15 protein-coding genes are annotated in these 17,341 nt (G+C 56.9%); 11 read left to right on the top strand and 4 right to left on the bottom strand.

The annotated features are described in order from the left end of the window. Positions 1-135: 135 nt before the first annotated feature. Both D9N14_RS05995 and D9N14_RS05990 read left to right on the top strand, forming a co-directional pair. Positions 136-1,128: an NADP-dependent oxidoreductase gene (locus tag D9N14_RS05995; RefSeq protein ID WP_290577988.1), complete on the top strand. Its 993-nt coding sequence runs from the start codon at positions 136-138 to the stop codon at positions 1,126-1,128. Between the two features lie 39 nt (positions 1,129-1,167). Next, positions 1,168-1,647 (top strand): nuclear transport factor 2 family protein, encoded by a 480-nt coding sequence (locus D9N14_RS05990; RefSeq protein ID WP_290577986.1) that lies wholly within the window; start codon positions 1,168-1,170, stop codon positions 1,645-1,647. Positions 1,648-1,650: 3 nt separating this feature from the next. Here the strand turns inward: D9N14_RS05990 and stpA are convergent, their stop codons facing one another. Next, positions 1,651-2,907 (bottom strand): glucosylglycerol 3-phosphatase, encoded by a 1,257-nt coding sequence (stpA, locus tag D9N14_RS05985; RefSeq protein ID WP_290577984.1) that lies wholly within the window; start codon positions 2,905-2,907, stop codon positions 1,651-1,653. Positions 2,908-3,148: 241 nt separating this feature from the next. Here stpA and D9N14_RS05980 point away from each other — a divergent pair, with 241 nt between their 5' ends. Together D9N14_RS05980 and D9N14_RS05975 are read left to right on the top strand one after the other, a co-directional pair. Then, positions 3,149-4,090: a lipase family alpha/beta hydrolase gene (locus D9N14_RS05980; RefSeq protein WP_290577982.1), complete on the top strand. Its 942-nt coding sequence runs from the start codon at positions 3,149-3,151 to the stop codon at positions 4,088-4,090. A 9-nt stretch (positions 4,091-4,099) separates the two neighbouring features. Continuing rightward, a complete protein-coding gene (locus D9N14_RS05975; RefSeq protein WP_290577980.1) occupies positions 4,100-5,209 on the top strand; it encodes a lipase secretion chaperone in 1,110 nt (369 codons plus the stop codon). Here the strand turns inward: D9N14_RS05975 and D9N14_RS05970 are convergent. From D9N14_RS05970 to D9N14_RS05960, 3 genes are all read right to left on the bottom strand, one after another. Then, entirely contained in the window at positions 5,158-6,507 is a 1,350-nt protein-coding gene (locus D9N14_RS05970; RefSeq protein ID WP_290577978.1) for a sensor histidine kinase, read from the bottom strand. The two genes, D9N14_RS05975 and D9N14_RS05970, sit on opposite strands and share 52 nt — an antisense overlap. A 48-nt stretch (positions 6,508-6,555) precedes the next feature. After that, entirely contained in the window at positions 6,556-9,024 is a 2,469-nt protein-coding gene (locus D9N14_RS05965) for an EAL domain-containing protein (RefSeq protein WP_290577976.1), read from the bottom strand. A gap of 215 nt (positions 9,025-9,239) precedes the next feature. Then, positions 9,240-9,953 carry a phospholipase D-like domain-containing protein gene (locus tag D9N14_RS05960; RefSeq protein WP_290577973.1) on the bottom strand — a complete coding sequence of 238 codons (714 nt, stop codon included), beginning with the start codon at positions 9,951-9,953 and terminating at the stop codon, positions 9,240-9,242. Positions 9,954-10,041: 88 nt separating this feature from the next. On the opposite strand from D9N14_RS05960, the gene D9N14_RS05955 reads away from it, so the two are divergent. The 7 genes from D9N14_RS05955 to urtE all read left to right on the top strand — a co-directional run bounded on the left by D9N14_RS05955 (position 10,042) and on the right by urtE (position 17,215). Beyond that, positions 10,042-10,542 carry a DUF2244 domain-containing protein gene (locus D9N14_RS05955; RefSeq protein WP_290577971.1) on the top strand — a complete coding sequence of 167 codons (501 nt, stop codon included), beginning with the start codon at positions 10,042-10,044 and terminating at the stop codon, positions 10,540-10,542. A 42-nt stretch (positions 10,543-10,584) separates the two neighbouring features. Then, the gene (gene ureG, locus D9N14_RS05950) at positions 10,585-11,193 is read left to right on the top strand and encodes an urease accessory protein UreG (protein ID WP_290577969.1); all 609 of its coding nucleotides are present in this window, start codon (positions 10,585-10,587) and stop codon (positions 11,191-11,193) included. Positions 11,194-11,569: 376 nt separating this feature from the next. Continuing rightward, positions 11,570-12,841, top strand: a complete 1,272-nt coding sequence (gene urtA, locus D9N14_RS05945; RefSeq protein WP_290577967.1) for an urea ABC transporter substrate-binding protein — start codon at positions 11,570-11,572, stop codon at positions 12,839-12,841. Between the two features lie 106 nt (positions 12,842-12,947). Next, positions 12,948-14,597, top strand: a complete 1,650-nt coding sequence (gene urtB / locus D9N14_RS05940) for an urea ABC transporter permease subunit UrtB (RefSeq protein ID WP_290577965.1) — start codon at positions 12,948-12,950, stop codon at positions 14,595-14,597. A 60-nt stretch (positions 14,598-14,657) separates the two neighbouring features. Next, positions 14,658-15,746, top strand: coding sequence for an urea ABC transporter permease subunit UrtC (gene urtC, locus D9N14_RS05935; protein WP_411267921.1), 1,089 nt, complete (start codon positions 14,658-14,660; stop codon positions 15,744-15,746). After that, positions 15,743-16,504: an urea ABC transporter ATP-binding protein UrtD gene (urtD, locus tag D9N14_RS05930; protein WP_290577961.1), complete on the top strand. Its 762-nt coding sequence runs from the start codon at positions 15,743-15,745 to the stop codon at positions 16,502-16,504. The genes urtC and urtD overlap by 4 nt, the downstream gene beginning before the upstream one ends. A 15-nt stretch (positions 16,505-16,519) precedes the next feature. Continuing rightward, positions 16,520-17,215: an urea ABC transporter ATP-binding subunit UrtE gene (gene urtE, locus D9N14_RS05925; protein ID WP_290577959.1), complete on the top strand. Its 696-nt coding sequence runs from the start codon at positions 16,520-16,522 to the stop codon at positions 17,213-17,215. Positions 17,216-17,341: the final 126 nt, after the last annotated feature.

Raw genomic sequence — 17,341 nt, 5'->3', positions numbered from 1 at the left:
AAACGATCCGAGTTCGAGGGCTCGGGGTGGCGTGTTTGCCATCTGCCCGGGGTGATTGTCTGTTTTGCTACAGGCGGCGACGCCAGATCAGGGTATGATGGTGGTCACCAAACGTCAGCATGGGAGGGAAAACCGATGCACTATAAAGCCGTAAAACTGGTGAAACGGCCTGGTTTACAGATCACCCCGGATGTCTTTCAGGTAGTGACTGAGGAAACCCCGGAACTGAACGACGGTGAGATCCTCATCAAACAAACCGCCATGTCCCTGGACCCGGCCATGAAAGGCTGGATGTCCGAAGACCGGGACAGCTATATCCCCCCGGTGGAGCTGGGTGAGACCATGCGCTCCAGTGGCGTGGGGGAAGTGGTGGGCTCCCTCAATGAGCGGTTCCCGGTGGGCGCACGGGTGATGGGATTGACCGGCTGGGCGGAGTACATAGTCAGTGACGGTCGCGGCATGCAGTTGGTGCCCGACAGCGTCAGCGATGAGGCGGTGTTGTGTGTGTTGTCGCTGCCGGGCATGACGGCTTATCAGGGATTGATGAAGGTGGGCAGACCCAAAGCCGGCGAAACCCTGTTTGTGACCGGAGCGGCCGGGTCGGTGGGGGTGATGGTGGGTCAGATCGCCAAAGCCGAAGGGCTGCGGGTGGTGGGCTGTGCCGGCAGCGATGAAAAGTGCCAGTGGCTGCAGCAGGAGTTGGGGTTCGATCATGCCATCAACTACCACAGCGCCAACCTGGCCCAGGCGCTGGCGCAGGCCACGCCCAACGGCATCGATGTGTTCTTTGAAAATACCGGTGGCCCGGTACAGTTGCTGGCATTCGAACGGATGAATACCTTTGGCCGGGTGGTGGTCTGTGGCCTGATTGCCGATTACAGCAGTCTGCAGCCGGCACCGGGGCCCAGTTGGCTGCGGGTCATCAAAAAGCGATTGACCATCCAGGGCTTCACCATGCCGGATCATTGGGACAAAATGGAAGAGCTGGTGCAAGCAGTTTCCGCCTATCTGATGAAAGGGCAGATCAAGTACAAAGCCCACACCATCGAAGGTCTGGAAAGCGCCATTGAAGGCATCAATTTGCTCTTTACCGGGGGCAATATGGGTAAACTGATGGTGAAGTTATAAATGCCGTCATTCACAAGCCGTCATGAGTGAGGTCGTATCATGAGTCATGCAGTACAACCCCGTCCACCGTTTCCCCCTTTCACGGAAGAAACCGCCCGCCAGAAGGTGCGCATGGCGGAGAACGCCTGGAACGGTCGTGACCCGGACAAGGTCGCCCTGGCCTACACGCCGGACAGCCGCTGGCGCAATCGCAGTGAGTTTCCCGTCGGTCGCGAGCAGATCGCGGCCTTTCTCAAACGTAAATGGGCGCGGGAGCTGGAGTATCGTCTGATCAAGGAACTCTGGGCTTTCACGGAGAATCGCATCGCTGTGCGTTTCGCCTACGAATGGCATGACGAGAAAGGACAATGGTATCGCAGTTACGGCAATGAGAACTGGGAGTTCAGTGCCGAAGGGTTGATGCAGGTGCGTCACGCCAGCATCAATGACCTGCCCATCGCGGCCACAGAGCGACTGTTTCACTGGGAGCATGGGCCCCGGCCGGAGGATCATCCCGGGCTTTCGGAGCTGGGGCTTTAAGCGCTAACCGCGGCGGGCATGACGGGCTTGCGCCAATCTGCAGTAAAAGTCCACGTACTGTTGGTGCCCGTCGGGAAACACCACATTCAGGTGCAAGGGGTCGTCCTGGTCGCTGATGCCGGCCATCGCCTGCCAAGGCTGTTGTTGCAACAGGGGCACCTGAATGCTGGGGCGCTTCAACTCGCCACCACTGCTGTCCACAAAGAGCACAGCGTTGTCCCTGTGAAAACGGGTTCCCAGCGCCTGCACCAGACTTAAGAAGCCGCGATCACTGCCACCCCGCAACCAGTGCCCGTTGTGTTGTGGGTCCGGTTGCGAGGTGACGGTATCGCCCACACCGATGATGCGGGGCATCTGATCCGGATCGAAATGGTCCTGGGCCAGTTGTAACAACGCCTGCGGGTCGCGGGGTGCCTGCCGGGCGTTAAAACATTCACCCAGGGGATAGGTGCCGGTGCGCTGCTGGTAGTAACGATTGAGGATCACCAGGACGCCCACTTCTTTCACTGCCCCTTGCAGCATAAATTGAAAATCGGTGGTGCCGGAGTCTGCATCGGTTGCCCATTTAATGCGTTCCCCTTGTGGGCCGGTGCCCAGGTTGGGCGCGTAGTGAATGAAGAATGAATCCACCAGGCCTTGCTTCTCTGCCTGTTCTAACAGTTCAAGCAGAATACTCTGAACCGTGCGTTGCAATTCGATGAGCCCGCTCACGCCCAGCGCGTGTTGCTGCAACAGCGCGTGAAATCCATTGATGTTGATGGTGGGGGACACCGGGTTGTCCAGGATCACCACCGCCAGCACGGACTCGATTGCCTCTGAACTCAGTGCCAACGGTGGCCGACGCATCCAGTCTGACAACGCTTTGCGCATTACCTCGGGCACCGCCGCCAGAAACGCCAGTTCCTCCGGGGTGACTCCGGGGTGACTGACGTTGCCAGCTGCATCCTGCCACTGAACCCCACCGGCAGCCAGCCCGGGCAGATAGGCCTGATGCTGCGCCTGACGCTCCTGCAGTGCCTGATCCACCAGAGTGTTCACACCGCGCCGGCCGATGTGTTCACCGTTGGTCAGCACGAAGAACTCCGGCTGCATCAGGGCTGCGGCTTCGATGTAGCGGCGGGGCAGGGCACGGGTTAACGGGTCCCGCACCAGGGGCATGCATACCCCGTCCAGATCCTGAATGATCAACAGGTCCGATGTGTCACTCAGGGTGTGCAGGAGTGTGTTGAGTTCCGTCGCGAATCGTAATTGAGAAAGCATGTCTCTACTGCGCTGGGTTTGATGAGTGGTGAATCGACTAATCCTGTTTGTGAATGATACCTGCATCGCCATCAAATTTAAAATCAGGCATATTCATATAACATATTGAACTTTTCATGGACCTTTTGCGCAGCGCGTTTTGTCTATACGCTGTCTGGTTAGGCCCCTAAGATTTTGCCTGTACATGCTGTAGAAGTAGAAAAATAAAAAACACACTTACTCACAGTAGACAGGTCCCACCATGAACAAAGCGTTAATGTCCTTGCTTGCCCTGATCCTGGCTATCCAGCTGAGCGGTTATTCGGCCGCAGTCATGGCCGCCGGTTATACCCAGACCCGTTACCCGATTGTGTTGGCGCACGGCATGTTCGGGTTTGACAGCATTGCCGGCATCAATTACTGGTATGGCATACCCCGTGCGTTGCAGCGGGATGGCGCCCAGGTTTTTGTGACCCAGGTTTCTGCGTTGAATTCGTCGGAGCAGCGGGGGGAGCAACTGTTGGCCCAGGTGGAGGACATTCTGGCGATTACCGGTGCCGAAAAAGTGAATCTGATCGGCCACAGTCACGGCGGCCAGAGTGTGCGTTACGTGGCAGCGGTGATGCCGCAGCGGGTGGCCTCGGTGACCACCGTGGGCAGTCCGGTGAAGGGTTCAGCCGCAGCGGATCTGGGGTTGATGGCATTGGCTCTGCCGGTGGTGGGGGATGCCCTGCAACCGGTGGTGACCAGTGTGCTGGAAGGACTGGGCTGGCTGATCGGTTTTGCTGCCGGCGAGCCGTTGCCGCAAAACGCGCTGGACAGTTTGAATTCCTTATCCTCTGCCGGCACCACGGATTTCAACCTGCGCTTTCCCCAGGGGGTTCCAGTGACGAGCTGCGGTGAAGGGGCCTACGAAAGCAATGGCGTAAAGCAGTTTTCCTGGAGCGGAGTGAACACCGGAGTGACTCATTTTTTTGACCCTTCCTCCTATGCCATGGTGTTGACCAAACTGGCCTTCAATGAGCAGAACGATGGTTTGGTGGGCCGTTGCAGTTCCCACTTTGGTCAGGTGTTGCGGGATGACTATCCCATGGATCATCTGGATGAAGTCAATCAGTTGTTTGGTCTCGCCTACGTATTTTCCACCAATCCAAAAACCGTGTATCGGCAACACGCCAACCGGCTGCGCAATCTTGGGTTATAGCATCCAATCATGTCGAACGTTTGGATGCAGCCCGCACGGGTGGGCGTTGCGGTGCTCGTGGCGGTTGCGCTACTTGGGATAGCTGCGATTGTTATAGGCTTCAGCCTGCCTGCAACCTCCGTGCGCGGTATCGGTACACCACCGCAATGGCGCGCTTTGCCAACGCCAGCCTCCCTGCCTGTCGCAGGCTCTGCCGCAGCGCCGGACAGGCTACCGGCGAAAGCGCCAAGACAGGTGCAGGATACCTTGCCCCGTTCATTGCAGGGAACCGAAACGGATGGGGCATTGCGCTGGGATGACGAGGGACATCTGGTGGTGAACCGGGGGCTGCGGGATTGCTTTGATTATTTTCTTGCAGCGCTGGGTGAAGAAGAACTGCCGCAACTGTTGTTGCGGTTACAGGCGTATCTGCGATCACAATTACCGGAGCCGGCGGCCAGTGAAGCCATCGCGATGCTGGAACGTTATGTGACGCTGGGTGAGGCACTCAGTCAGTTGTCCGGCGCGGAGTCCGAATGGGAATGGACAGACGCATCCGCCTGGCACAACAGGATGAGTGAGATACGGGCATTGCGCGGTCGTTTCCTGTCTCCGCAGGCTATAGACGCCTTCTTCGGTGAGGATGATGCCTATGATCAATATACCCTGGATCAGCTGGCCGTGATGCAGAATGAACGGCTTTCGCCGCAGGAGCGCGCAGCGCTGTTAGCGGATCTGGAATACCAGTTAACGCCGCAAGTGCAGGATGCATTGCAACGTGCGCAACAGCCTTCGACTCTGGCTGCACTCACCCGGGAGTTAAGGGCCCAGGGCGGTGATGCGGATGCGGTATTCTCCTTGCGTTCGGAGCAGGTGGGCGTGGCGGCGGCAGAGCGTTTGCAACAACTGGATGATTCACGCCGGCAGTGGCAGGAAAAACTGCAAGCCTGGTTGGAGGAGCGGGACGAGTTGTTACAGATGGATAGCCTGGACCCGGTCACCAGAACGCAGCAACTGGATTCCCGGCGCGAGCAAGTGTTTCTGCCGGAAGAGTGGATTCGAGTGCAAGCCCTGGAACGCGTACACGATCAATCGGGCAATGGCATCACCACCGTGAAGCGCGTGGGATTGGCGGACTGAATCGAAAGATCCGCTTCCAACTGATCGCTGAGGGCTTCCACCAGCCGCAATCCCAGGGATTCCTCCTTCGCGGTGTTGCTCTCCAGGCCGACGCCGTTGTCGCTGATATCCAGTCGGGCTTTGTGCTCCGGCAGCCGTTTTAACGTGATGCTGATCTCGCCTGCCCGATGATCGGGGAAGGCGTGCTTAAAGGCGTTGGAAACCAGTTCATTGATGATTAAGCCCAAGGGGATACTGCTTTCAATGGGCAGGGTGATGTCATCGGTTTCCACCTGCACCTGCACATTGGGATTGCCGGGAATGCCATAGGAGTGCGCCAGGTTGTTGATCAGGCCGGAGATCACCAGAGAAATATCCACTTTCGAAAAGTCCTGGGACTGATACAGGGTTTGATGGATCACCGCCATGGATTTGATGCGGTTCTGGCTGTCGGTCAACAAAAAGCGGGCTTTCTCATCGCTGACATTATCCAACTGCATGGCGATCAGGCTATCAATGATCTGCAGATTGTTTTTAACCCGATGGTGAATCTCCGCCAGCATCACTTCTTTTTCCTTGAGCGCGGATTTCAGTTGCTCTTCCTGCCGTTTGCGTTCCGTGATGTCCAGTACCGACGCCAGAATCATCAGGCCCTGGGCGGTGTTAATGGGGTTCAGGCCGATCTCCACAGGAAATTCCCGACCGTCTTTGTGCAGGGCGTAAAGGTCGCGGCCCTCGCCCATGGCCCGTGACGTGGGATTGTGAAAGTACGAATGCTGCAGGTCCGGGTGGCGTTGTCGGAACCGGTGAGGCACCAGCAGCGTGATTTTCTGCCCCACCAATTCTGAGCGGGTATAACCGAATTGCAGCTCCGCCATGGAGTTGGCCATGATGATAGTGCCCTCCTGGTCGGTCAGCAGCATGCCATTGGGCGCGGCTTCCACCGCCAGCCGCATCATTTCCTGGGCACGGAGTCGTTCGGTGATGTCCACGATGGCTGCCAACACCAACACACCGCGTTTGGTGGTCATGGGATTCAGGCCGATTTCCACCGGAAACTCGGTACCGTCTTTATGCAGGGCATAGAGCTCGCGCCCCTGTCCCATGGCGCGGGATTTGGGTGCGTGGAAATACTGGTTGCGCAATTCCGGATGCTGGCTGCGAAAGCGATGGGGTACCAACTTCTCGATGAGTTCACCGATCAGTTCGTCGCGGTGATAGCCGAACATGGTTTCCACACTGGTATTCACCAGCGCAATGCGGCCCTCTACATCAATCAGCACCATGCCGTTGGGAGAGGCCTCAACTGCCAACCGCATCACTTCATCTTTATTGGCTGTTACGTCAAAGTCGGGTGTCATGGCAGGTCACGCGGTCCATTCGCTGTAGTGGGTGTCCGTGGGGGCGGTATTTAATCGCTGCATGATCTGTCGGGCCGGTAGCGGCGGGCAGAAAAAGTTGCCCTGTACCTCGCTGCAACCTGCGCAGGTGATGAGCTGGGCCTGGCCCTGATTTTCAATGCCAACGGCCACGGTGTTCAATTCCAACTGTGTGGCCATGGCGATGATCGCGTTGGTCACGGCTCGATCCCGCGGGCTTGCATCCAGATTCTGAATGAAGCAGCGGTCAATGTTAAGTTGTGTCACCGGTAATGAATGCAACGAACTCAGGCTGAAATAACCGGAACCGAAGCCGTCAATGGCGATACTCAAGCCCAGTTTGTGCAAGCGCCGCAGGTTGTGCAGTCCGCTGTCGGATTTCTGCAGGCAGGACTCTGTCACTTGCACTGCCAAACGCTGCAGGGGAACCTGGTGCAGGTCAGCATGGTGGTTGAGCAAGTGGGCGAAGTTGCGATCCTGCAACTGGCGGGCTGACACATTGAGGGACAATCGGGGCGGCTGGAAGCCCTGGTCAGACCACTCCCGCAGTTGGCGGCAGCTTTCTTCAATCACCCAGTTGCCGATCTCCTGCATCAGGCTGCTGCTCTCCGCCAGCGGAATGATGTCGCTGGCACACAGCAGTCCCTGGCTTGGGTGCTGCCAACGCAACAAGGCTTCCAGTCCCGTCAGCTGACCGTTGCGGCTATGGTATTGGGGTTGGTAGTGCAGGGTCAGGTGACCCTGGTTCAGGGCGTGCCGCAGTTCCTGCTCACGATGCAGATGCTGGGCCACATGCTTGTGCATGGCCGAATGATAGAGTGCGTAACCCTGACGGCCCCGGGTCTTGGCGGAGTACATGGCGGTGTCGGCCATTTTGATCAGCTCATCCCGGTCGCGGGAGTGATCGGGATACAGACCGATGCCGATGCTGACCCCGGTTTGCACTTCCGTATTGCCCAGGCGGATAGGATGATTCAACAGACTGAGAATTTTTTTGGCCAGTAACTCCAGATCCTCGGTTGCCTGCACGGCTTCTGCAATGACAATGAACTCATCACCGCCGATGCGGCAGAGGGTGTCGGAGGAACGCAGCTGGGACTTGAGCCGTTGGGCGACGGCTTTCAGCAAGCGGTCGCCCATGGCATGGCCCAGGCTGTCATTGACCTGCTTGAAATGATCCAGGTCGAGAAACAACACCCCAAAGCGGCTGGTCTGACGCCGGGCTTTGGCCATGCATTGTTCCAGCCTATCAAGGAACAGGTTGCGATTGGGTAATCCGGTCAGGCTGTCGTAATAGGCAATGTGGGACAGCTTCTGCTGTTCATGGTGCATGGGCGTCACATCACTGACCACGACCACGTACTGGGCTTCCTGATTCAGCCGCTCCGGCACACTGCCGATGTTCAACAACACATGCAGCAGCCGGTTGTCGTGGCGGTGGAAGCTGGCTTCACCCTGCCAGCTGCCGGTCTGATGCAAGGTTTTCCACAGTGAGTCGCTGTGCTCCGGGCCGAGGGCTTCCGGGCTCAGGAGCGCCAGCTCCTGCCCCAGGCATTGTTCCGAAGGTTGGCCAACGATGCGGCAAAAGGACTGGTTGACGCTGAGGATGCGCAGGTCCTGGTCCAGCACAACGATACCGTCGGCGCTGCAGGTGAAAGCCGTGGCGGCCTGTTTGAGGGCGGTCTCGGAGTGATGATGTTCGGTGACATCCTGCAGTATCCCGACGACCCGTTGCTGATCCCCGGAGCTGAACGATTTGCCACAGAGTTTGAACCAGCGATGGCCCTGGCGCGGCAGGTTCGCTTCAAATTCGATGCTCAGTTCCGCATTGGTGTTTTGCTGCAGTTGTTCCAGGGTGTGGCTCACCTGGCTTCGGTCCCGGACTACCACATGGCCGATGAACTGGCGCCAATCGTCAAACCGGGTCAGGTGGCCGGTGGGGGAATAACTCAAAATGGTGGCCCCTGCGCCTGCGCCAGTGTCAGCCTCCGGCTCCGCTGTGGCGGTCATTTCCCAGGTTCCCATGTGGGCGGCATCCAGGGCCCGTTGCAGATGGGTTTGTTTTTGAATGCGCTGCTGGTCCTCCCGGTGTCGCTCCAGGGCAACCTGGATGGCCACGTGCAGCTCCCGTTCGGAAAAGGGTTTTAACAGATAGCCATAGGGGCGGGTCTGTTTGGCTCGGGCCAGGGTGGTGTCTTCTGAATAGGCGGTCAGAAAGATCACCGGGATCTGGTGTTGGGCGTTGATCTGGTCGGCAACTTCAATGCCGTCTGCCGTGCCCCGGATATGAATGTCCATAAGAATGATGTCCGGGGACCGGGTGTCCACCAGTTCCAGGGCGCGATTGCCTGAGGAGGCCATGCCCACGACCGTGTAGCCCAGTTTGGCCAGCCGGCGGGAGAGATCCATGGCGACGATATTCTCGTCTTCGACGATTAGAACTTTCTGTTCGTGCATGCGTAGCCTTCTTCCTGAAGTTCGAGTGTTATACGCAACCGGAAAAGAATTAGGTTTGTTTTTATGCGTCCAGCGCGATCGCGAAAAAACGGTATAAGCGGATAAGGTGAATTTTAGACCAAGTTCTCACTTTTTTCGTTAGAACGTTTGGTCAACGGGCAGCCGTCCGGTGCTTACCAAAAGGCATGGTGCCCCGGCATTCCAGATGAGAATACTTAGGCAAAGGCGTCCCACAGGGCATCAAATTCGTTCTGGAACTGGCGGACCAGCGCAGCATCCTGGCTGATGACAATGTTTTCCTGGTTGCGCTCGCTGGCACTGCGGGTCCAGTTAAAACTGCCGTTGATCAGGTTGAGTCCGTCTACGATGCAGAATTTGTGGTGCATGTGATCCGGGGTCCGGTCAAAGCGGATGGTAATGCCCGCGCGCAGCAACCATTCCACGTCACTGCCGGCATCCTGTTGCTTGTGATTGTCGGTGATGATGCGAACCTGAACCTGGCGTTGGTGCGCGGCCAGGATGGCATCGGATATGCGGTTGTCGGAAATGGTGAACACGCAGATATCAATACGGGAACGGGCGTTGCCCAGTTGCTGCTGAATCTGCTCCAGGCACTGTTCCCCGGGGGAGAAGTAGGCCCGATGTTCGTTCAGGCGCTCACCCAACTCCAGTTGGATGGCCTTGCTGCAGCGGTCCAGCCAGCCGATGATGGCGAGGCTGGTGTCCTGCCCCTGCGATGACGCCTGGGCCGAAGATGCAGAAAGACGGTCCCGTGCCAGTTCAAACAGCCGGTTGCGCAGGAAATTCAGGTCCTCCCGGGAGTGAGCCTGCAGCGCCGCCCGCAGGTCGCGGGATTCCGCCTTGCTCAGGTGATCATCCTGCAAATACTGCAGTAAGGACTGCTCCAGTGCTAAGGTATCGTTAGGCATGTTCTCGAACGGGTTGGGTGGCCAGGCCCGCATTAAACCATGAGCCCTTGCACAGAACAAATGACACAGAACAAATGAGGTGAGCAATGTGGTGACCTGTCAACGGCAGGGTGCGGAGACCCTGATTACCCTGGAGCCCAATCGCTCCGCCACCCGGCGGCAGACCCTGTTGTTCCTGCTGCTGGTGTCCGGAGTGACCTTGTCGGTGGCCCTGTTCTGGACATTTTTCGGGGCCTGGATGGTGTTGCCCTTTGCCGGACTGGAAATTGCAGTGTTAACCTATGTGGCGCTGCGGGTGTCGCGCTCCACCTATCGCATGCAGGTCATTCGGGTGGGCGCCGAGGCGGTGGAAGTGGAAGAAGGGGAGTTCTACCCGGTGCGCAAATGGCGGTTCCCCCGACCGGATACCCACGTTAATGTGCTGGCGGCCGCTACGCCCATGGATGCCATCGGCTTGCAGCTGCAGGATGGCCGTCAATCCCTGGAAGTGGGGAGCTTTCTCAACCAGGGGGATCGGCTGAAAGCGCGGGACGCCCTGCAGGCCTCCGGTTTGATGCTGTGCAACGAACGCTGGTGGCACAGCCGATAGCGCACGCCGACAACCTATTACTTAAAAACCATAGAGGACAACATGAGCAAACAAACCCTTCGAGTAGGAATAGGGGGGCCGGTGGGCTCCGGCAAGACCGCATTGACTCTGCGTCTGTGTGAAGCCATGCGGGATGATTTCAATATTGCCGTGGTGACCAATGATATATACACCCGGGAGGACGCCGAATTCCTCACCCGCAATGAGGCGTTGTCGCCGGATCGCATCATGGGGGTGGAAACCGGAGGGTGTCCCCACACCGCCATTCGGGAGGACGCCTCCATGAACCTGGCGGCGGTGGCGGAGCTCAATCAGCGCCACGCGGACCTGGATCTGGTGATCATCGAAAGCGGGGGTGACAACCTGGCCGCCACTTTCAGTCCGGAACTGTCGGATCTCACCATTTATGTGATTGACGTATCGGCGGGGGACAAAATTCCCCGCAAAGGCGGGCCTGGCATCACCAAATCGGATCTGCTGGTGATCAACAAAATCGACCTGGCGCCGTTGGTGGGCGCGTCCCTGGACGTGATGGATCGGGATGCCCGAAAAATGCGGGGAGACAAGCCGTTTATATTCGCCAATATGAAAGAAAAGCGGGGATTACCCGAGATTATGCAGTTTATTTGTGAGCACGGCATGCTGAAGTAATTCAAAAATCCCGCCGATATGCATTAAAACGGGGCGCCTCAGTCGGCGCCCTTTTTTATTCAGGATTTGAAAGTGGAAAGCAATTGGGAGTAACTGATCAGTCCGTCGTCATAAATGCACTTCAATGGATCTTTTGAGTGCGATACGACATTTGGTGCCCAATTATGGTTCCTGCGTGTTGTTGGTGATCCATAATGGTGCCGTTGCGAATTCAGACTGCGTTGCTCAACCATTAATACAGGTTAAATAGTGACCTCTTTCGGGTGTGGGGAGCCAGTGGCATGGAAAATGCTTTTCCCGGTGTGCGTTCACAAAAACCAATAAACTCACTGGGGGAGTTCCCATGAAGAAAACCAAGTCCAAATGGATAAAAACAATGACTGGAGCGGCGGTTGCTGCATCCATGTCCCTGGTGTCCTCTGTGGCCATGGCTGCAGACACCATTAAAGTTGGGGTATTGCATTCACTGTCCGGCACCATGGCCATCAGTGAAACCACGCTCAAAGACACCGTGTTGATGATGGTGGAAGAGCAGAACAAAAAAGGCGGCCTGCTGGGCAAGAAGCTGGAAGCCGTTGTGGTAGACCCGGCTTCCAACTGGCCGTTGTTTGCAGAAAAGGCCAAAGAGCTGCTGGAAAAGGAAAAGGTTGACGTTATTTTCGGCTGCTGGACTTCCGTATCCCGTAAATCCGTACTGCCCGTCATTGAAGAACTGAACGGCATCCTGTTCTATCCGGTTCAGTACGAAGGCGAAGAATCCTCCAAGAACGTATTCTATACCGGTGCTGCGCCGAACCAGCAGGCGATCCCCGCGGTGGATTACCTGATGAACGAAGTGGGCGTAAAGCGTTGGGTATTGGCCGGTACCGACTACGTTTATCCCCGTACCACCAACAAGATCCTGGAGTCTTACCTGAAGCAGAAAGGCGTGGCTGAAAAAGACATCATGATCAACTACACCCCGTTCGGTCATTCCGACTGGCAGACCATTGTCTCCGACATCAAAAAGTTCGGTTCCGCTGGCAAGAAAACCGCAGTTGTGTCCACCATCAACGGGGATGCCAACGTGCCTTTCTACAAGGAATTGGCGAACCAGGGCGTATCCGCCGAAGACATTCCGGTGGTTGCCTTCTCGGTGGGTGAAGAGGAACTGTCCGGCTTTGATACCAAGCCGTTGGTGGGCCACCTGGCTGCCTGGAACTATTTCATGAGTGCGGATTCCGAAGTCAACGAAGAGTTCATCAAGAAATGGCATGCCTTCATCAAAGACAAGAAGCGTGTCACCAACGATCCTATGGAAGCCACTTACATCGGTTTCAATCTGTGGGTGAAAGCGGTTGAGAAAGGCAAGTCCACCAAAGTGGATGACGTGCTGAAAAACATCATTGGCCTGGAAACCCCCAACCTGACCGGTGGTACCGCCAAGATGCTGCCGAACCATCACCTGACCAAGCCGGTTCTGATCGGTGAGATCCAGGAAGACGGCCAGTTTGAAACCGTATGGCAAACCGAAGGTGAAGTGCCCGGAGACGCCTGGACTGACTTCCTGCCGGAAAGCGCCAAGATCGAAGCGGATTGGCAAGATCCCAAGATCATGTGCGGTAACTACAACACCGAAACCAAGAAGTGTTCAGGTCAGAATTACTGATTCGCTAATCGCTAATCGCTAATACGATCTAGACACATTCACCAAAAGCCTCGCCCGGTTGAGCACAGCAATACTTGGCGGGGCTTTTTTAAAGAAGCAAATCACTATGATAAAACAATACTGGGGAGTATTGCTGGTACTGTTCAGCTGCCTTTTAAGCGGCCTTTACGCGTCGCCGGCGTGGGCTGAAGATGCAGAAGCAGGTGCCAGCCTGGAATCGCTGCTGAGTGAGTTGACCTCATCCAGCTTTAACAAAAAGGCCAAAGCGGTAGAGGCCATTGCGGCACTGGACGATGAACGGGTGTTGCCGGTTCTGGAAGCCATGCTGGCGGGCGATCTGTTCTACCGAAAATCCGATGACAAAATCGTGTTTACCGCCAGTGCAGAATCCGGCTACCAAATTACGGATGCACTGACGGCAGAAGACCTGGGCGCAGTGGGCAAGCGCGAGGTGAAAAAAATCTCCACCAACAATCGGCTGCGCAAACAGTTGCGTACCCAGATTGCCGGCTACAAGCTGCTGAGCAAGAAAGCCGAGATCCGGCTGGCAGCCGCAGACGACCTGATCAAGACCCCCAGCCCGGAATTTCTTGAGGTGCTGCAGGGGGCCATCAAAAAGGAAAAAGATAACTCGGTACTGAAGGCCTTGAAAGTGGCCCGTGCCGTGATTCTGCTGCAGAGCGACAACGAAGTGGACCGCATCCAGGCGGTGAAAGACATGGACGGTTTCGCCAACAAGCACACCATGGCCATGTTGACCGCACTGGTGCAGCAGAATGAAGACGGCAGTTATGTGGAATCCAGTGAGCTGGTGCGGGAAGAGGCCACATCGGTTTTGAAAGGCCTCAAGGCTATGGAAACCTGGTACAAATTCGTTGAAGACCTGTTCTTTGGCTTCAGCCTGGGGTCGGTGCTGTTGCTGGCGGCCGTGGGGTTGGCCATTACCTTTGGCGTGATGGGGGTCATCAATATGGCCCACGGTGAAATGATCATGCTGGGGGCCTACACCACCTATGTGATCCAGTTGATCATGCCCAACCAGATCGGTGCTTCCCTGATTGTGGCGGTGCCGGCGGCTTTCCTGGTGTCCGGCTTGATGGGGGTCATCATTGAGCGCACCGTCATTCGACATTTATATGGCCGCCCCCTGGAAACCCTGCTGGCCACCTTCGGCATCAGCCTGATTCTGCAGCAACTGGTACGCTCTGTGTTTTCGCCCCTTAACCGTTCGGTGATTACCCCGGACTGGATGAGTGGTTCCTGGGAACTGAATGGCTTTCTGTCACTGACCTACAACCGGCTCTACATCATTATCTTCGCCTTGATGGTGTTGTTCGGCCTGATGCTGCTGTTGAAGAAAAGTTTCTTTGGCTTGCAGATGCGGGCAGTGACTCAGAACCGCTCCATGGCCAGTTCCATGGGCATCCGCACCGGCTGGGTGGACGCCATGACCTTCGGCCTGGGCTCCGGCATTGCCGGCATTGCCGGGGTGGCATTGAGCCAGCTTACCAACGTGGGGCCGAACCTGGGCCAGTCCTACATCATCGACTCGTTCCTGGTGGTGGTGTTCGGCGGCGTGGGCAATCTGTGGGGCACCTTTGTGGCCGCCATGGGCCTGGGCATCGCCAACAAATTTGTGGAACCCATGGCCGGCGCCGTGCTCGCCAAAATCCTGATTCTGGTGTTCATCATCCTGTTCATTCAACGACGACCACGAGGGCTGTTTGCCATCAAGGGTCGCTTTGTGGAGGGTTAAGCCATGACATCGCAATCCAGATTGGCCTGGCTCATGAACGACGTGGCCGGACGGCGCCTGATGGCGTTGATCCTGGCGGTGATCATCATTCTGCCCGTGTTGAACCTGTGGGTGCCGAAGGACTCCTTCTTCCATGTTTCCTCCTACACCATCGGCTTGCTGGGCAAGTACCTGTGCTACGCCCTGCTGGCGTTGGCGGTGGACCTGATCTGGGGGTACTGCGGGATTCTCAGCCTGGGGCATGGCGCTTTTTTTGCCCTGGGGGGCTACGCCATGGGCATGTACATGATGCGCCAGATCGGTGACCGGGGTGTTTATGGCAACCCGTTGCTGCCGGACTTCATGGTGTTTCTCAACTGGCAGGAACTGCCCTGGTACTGGTACGGGTTTGACAACTTTTTCTTTGCCATGGTGATGGTGGCGCTGGCGCCGGGCATCCTGGCCTTTGTCTTCGGCTGGCTGGCGTTTCGCTCCCGGGTCACCGGGGTGTACCTCTCCATCATCACCCAGGCCATGACCTATGCACTGATGCTGGCCTTCTTCCGCAACGATATGGGATTTGGCGGCAATAACGGGCTGACGGATTTCAAAGACCTGCTGGGCTTCAGCCTGCAGAAAGACACCACCAAGGTGGCACTGTTTGTGTGTTCCGGGGTGGCGTTGATTCTGGGTTATCTGTTGTGTCGTTACGTGGTGTCCTCCAAGTTGGGGCGGGTGCTGGTGTCCATTCGCGATGCGGAAAGCCGCACCCGCTTTATCGGTTACCGGGTGGAACACTACAAGTTGTTCGTGTTTGTACTCAGTGCCATGTTGGCCGGTGTCGCCGGGGCGCTGTATGTGCCACAGGTGGGCATCATCAACCCCGGTGAGTTCTCGCCCATCAACTCCATCGAGATCATCATCTGGGTGGCGGTGGGTGGCCGTGGCTTCCTCTACGGTGCCATCATCGGCGCGGTGCTGGTGAACTACGGCAAAACTTTCTTCACCGGAGCGTTCCCCGAAATCTGGCTGTTCATGCTGGGGGGATTATTCGTGGTGTCCACCTTGTTCCTGCCCCAGGGTGTGGTGGGCATCGTGCAGCAATGGAAGGATAAGCGGGCGGAGAAAAAAGCCCTGCAGGCGGGTGCAAGTGGGGAGGTGGCATCATGAAGCTGATGACCAAACATATACCCCAGCACATCCTGTATTTGAACGGCGTCAGCAAAACCTTTGACGGCTTCAAGGCAATCAACGATTTGTCGTTCACGGTAAAACCCGGCGAACTGAGGGCCATCATCGGGCCCAATGGCGCCGGCAAGACCACCATGATGGACATCATCACCGGTAAATTGAAACCGGATGTGGGGGATGTTTTCTTTCGTGACATGGTGGATCTCACCAAGCACGATGAAGCAGACATTGCCAACATGGGCATCGGTCGCAAGTTCCAGAAGCCCACCGTGATCGAGAGTCTCACCGTATTTGAAAACCTGGAGCTGGCCCTGACCGGTAACCGGGGTGTGTTCAAAGCCTTGTTCCATAAACTGGATGCCGAGCAGTATCGGCGCATCGATGAGGTGATCAAGCGGGTGGGCCTGGCGGAGAAGCGGGATTGGCTCGGCGGCAATCTGTCCCACGGTCAAAAGCAGTGGCTGGAAATCGGCATGCTGTTGAACCAGGAGCCGGACCTGCTGTTGGTGGACGAACCTGCCGCGGGCATGACCGACCACGAAACCGAGTTGACCGCCAAGCTGCTGAAGGAAATCGCCGGCGAACGCTCGGTGGTGGTGGTGGAACACGATATGGAATTCATCAAGGCGCTGGCGTGCCCGGTGACGGTTTTGCACGAAGGTCATGTGCTGGCGGAGGGCACCCTGGAACAGGTGCAGGCCAACGAGCAGGTGATCGAAGTGTATCTGGGGCGCTGAGCAGAGAGATTCAATATGCTAAGAATAGAGAACATCGATCTGTATTACGGCGCCAGCCAGGCGCTGAAAAAAGTCAGTTTCGAAGCAGACAAAGGGCAGGTGGCCTGTGTCATGGGGCGCAACGGGGTGGGCAAAACCTCCCTCATGCGCGCGGTGGCCGGGCAGCACCCCATCAAAAGCGGCCAGATCCTGTGGGATGGCCAGGACATCAGCAAGCAGGCGCCGTTTGAGCGGGCCAAGAATGGCATTGCCTATGTCCCCCAGGGGCGTGATGTGTTTTCCCAGCTGACGGTGCTGGAGAACCTGAAAACGGGCTTCTCGGTGCTGCCCCGTAACCAGCGCAAAATTTCCGATGAAATTTACGAGCTGTTTCCGGTGCTGTACCAGATGCTGAAGCGCCGCGGTGGTGACCTGTCCGGCGGTCAGCAGCAACAACTGGCCATTGCCCGGGCGCTGGTGACCAAACCCAAACTGCTGATTCTGGATGAACCCACCGAAGGCATTCAACCCTCCATCATCAAGGATATCCAAAAGGTGATCTCCCTGCTGCGGGACCGGGGTGAGATGGCCATCCTGTTGGTGGAACAGTACTTCGACTTCGCCCGTGAGCTGGCCGACAATTACGCGGTAATGGACCGGGGTGAAGTGGTGCTGTCCGGTCTGGGCAAGGATATGGAAGAAGATGTGGTGCGACGCTATATCGCAGTCTGAGCCGGATTTGTCTATAGTATAAGAGCTTGGGAGGCGGGAGCCCGCTTATCATTCCGGATGTTAATCCGGTCTGGTAAGCGGGCTTTCCTTTTTGTGGCCTGTCGTTGTGGCTTATGTTGTGGCGCT

It is taken from the genome of Ketobacter sp. (genome assembly GCF_003671495.1).
Lineage (GTDB): Bacteria > Pseudomonadota > Gammaproteobacteria > Pseudomonadales > Ketobacteraceae > Ketobacter.
The sequence above is the reverse complement of the archived record's forward strand: the minus strand, read 5'-3'. Positions and strand labels throughout refer to the sequence as shown.

Coding starts and splice junctions, on each gene's coding strand:
- urtA (WP_290577967.1), top strand. CDS start 11,570: ATGACTGGAGCGGCGGTTGCTGCATCCATGTCCCTGGTGTCCTCTGTG.
- urtE (WP_290577959.1), top strand. CDS start 16,520: ATGCTAAGAATAGAGAACATCGATCTGTATTACGGCGCCAGCCAGGCG.
- D9N14_RS05990 (WP_290577986.1), top strand. CDS start 1,168: ATGAGTCATGCAGTACAACCCCGTCCACCGTTTCCCCCTTTCACGGAA.
- urtC (WP_411267921.1), top strand. CDS start 14,658: ATGGCGTTGATCCTGGCGGTGATCATCATTCTGCCCGTGTTGAACCTG.
- ureG (WP_290577969.1), top strand. CDS start 10,585: ATGAGCAAACAAACCCTTCGAGTAGGAATAGGGGGGCCGGTGGGCTCC.
- urtB (WP_290577965.1), top strand. CDS start 12,948: ATGATAAAACAATACTGGGGAGTATTGCTGGTACTGTTCAGCTGCCTT.
- D9N14_RS05960 (WP_290577973.1), bottom strand. CDS start 9,953: ATGCCTAACGATACCTTAGCACTGGAGCAGTCCTTACTGCAGTATTTG.
- D9N14_RS05970 (WP_290577978.1), bottom strand. CDS start 6,507: ATGCGGTTGGCAGTTGAGGCCTCTCCCAACGGCATGGTGCTGATTGAT.
- stpA (WP_290577984.1), bottom strand. CDS start 2,907: ATGCTTTCTCAATTACGATTCGCGACGGAACTCAACACACTCCTGCAC.
- D9N14_RS05995 (WP_290577988.1), top strand. CDS start 136: ATGCACTATAAAGCCGTAAAACTGGTGAAACGGCCTGGTTTACAGATC.
- D9N14_RS05965 (WP_290577976.1), bottom strand. CDS start 9,024: ATGCACGAACAGAAAGTTCTAATCGTCGAAGACGAGAATATCGTCGCC.
- D9N14_RS05975 (WP_290577980.1), top strand. CDS start 4,100: ATGTCGAACGTTTGGATGCAGCCCGCACGGGTGGGCGTTGCGGTGCTC.
- urtD (WP_290577961.1), top strand. CDS start 15,743: ATGAAGCTGATGACCAAACATATACCCCAGCACATCCTGTATTTGAAC.
- D9N14_RS05980 (WP_290577982.1), top strand. CDS start 3,149: ATGAACAAAGCGTTAATGTCCTTGCTTGCCCTGATCCTGGCTATCCAG.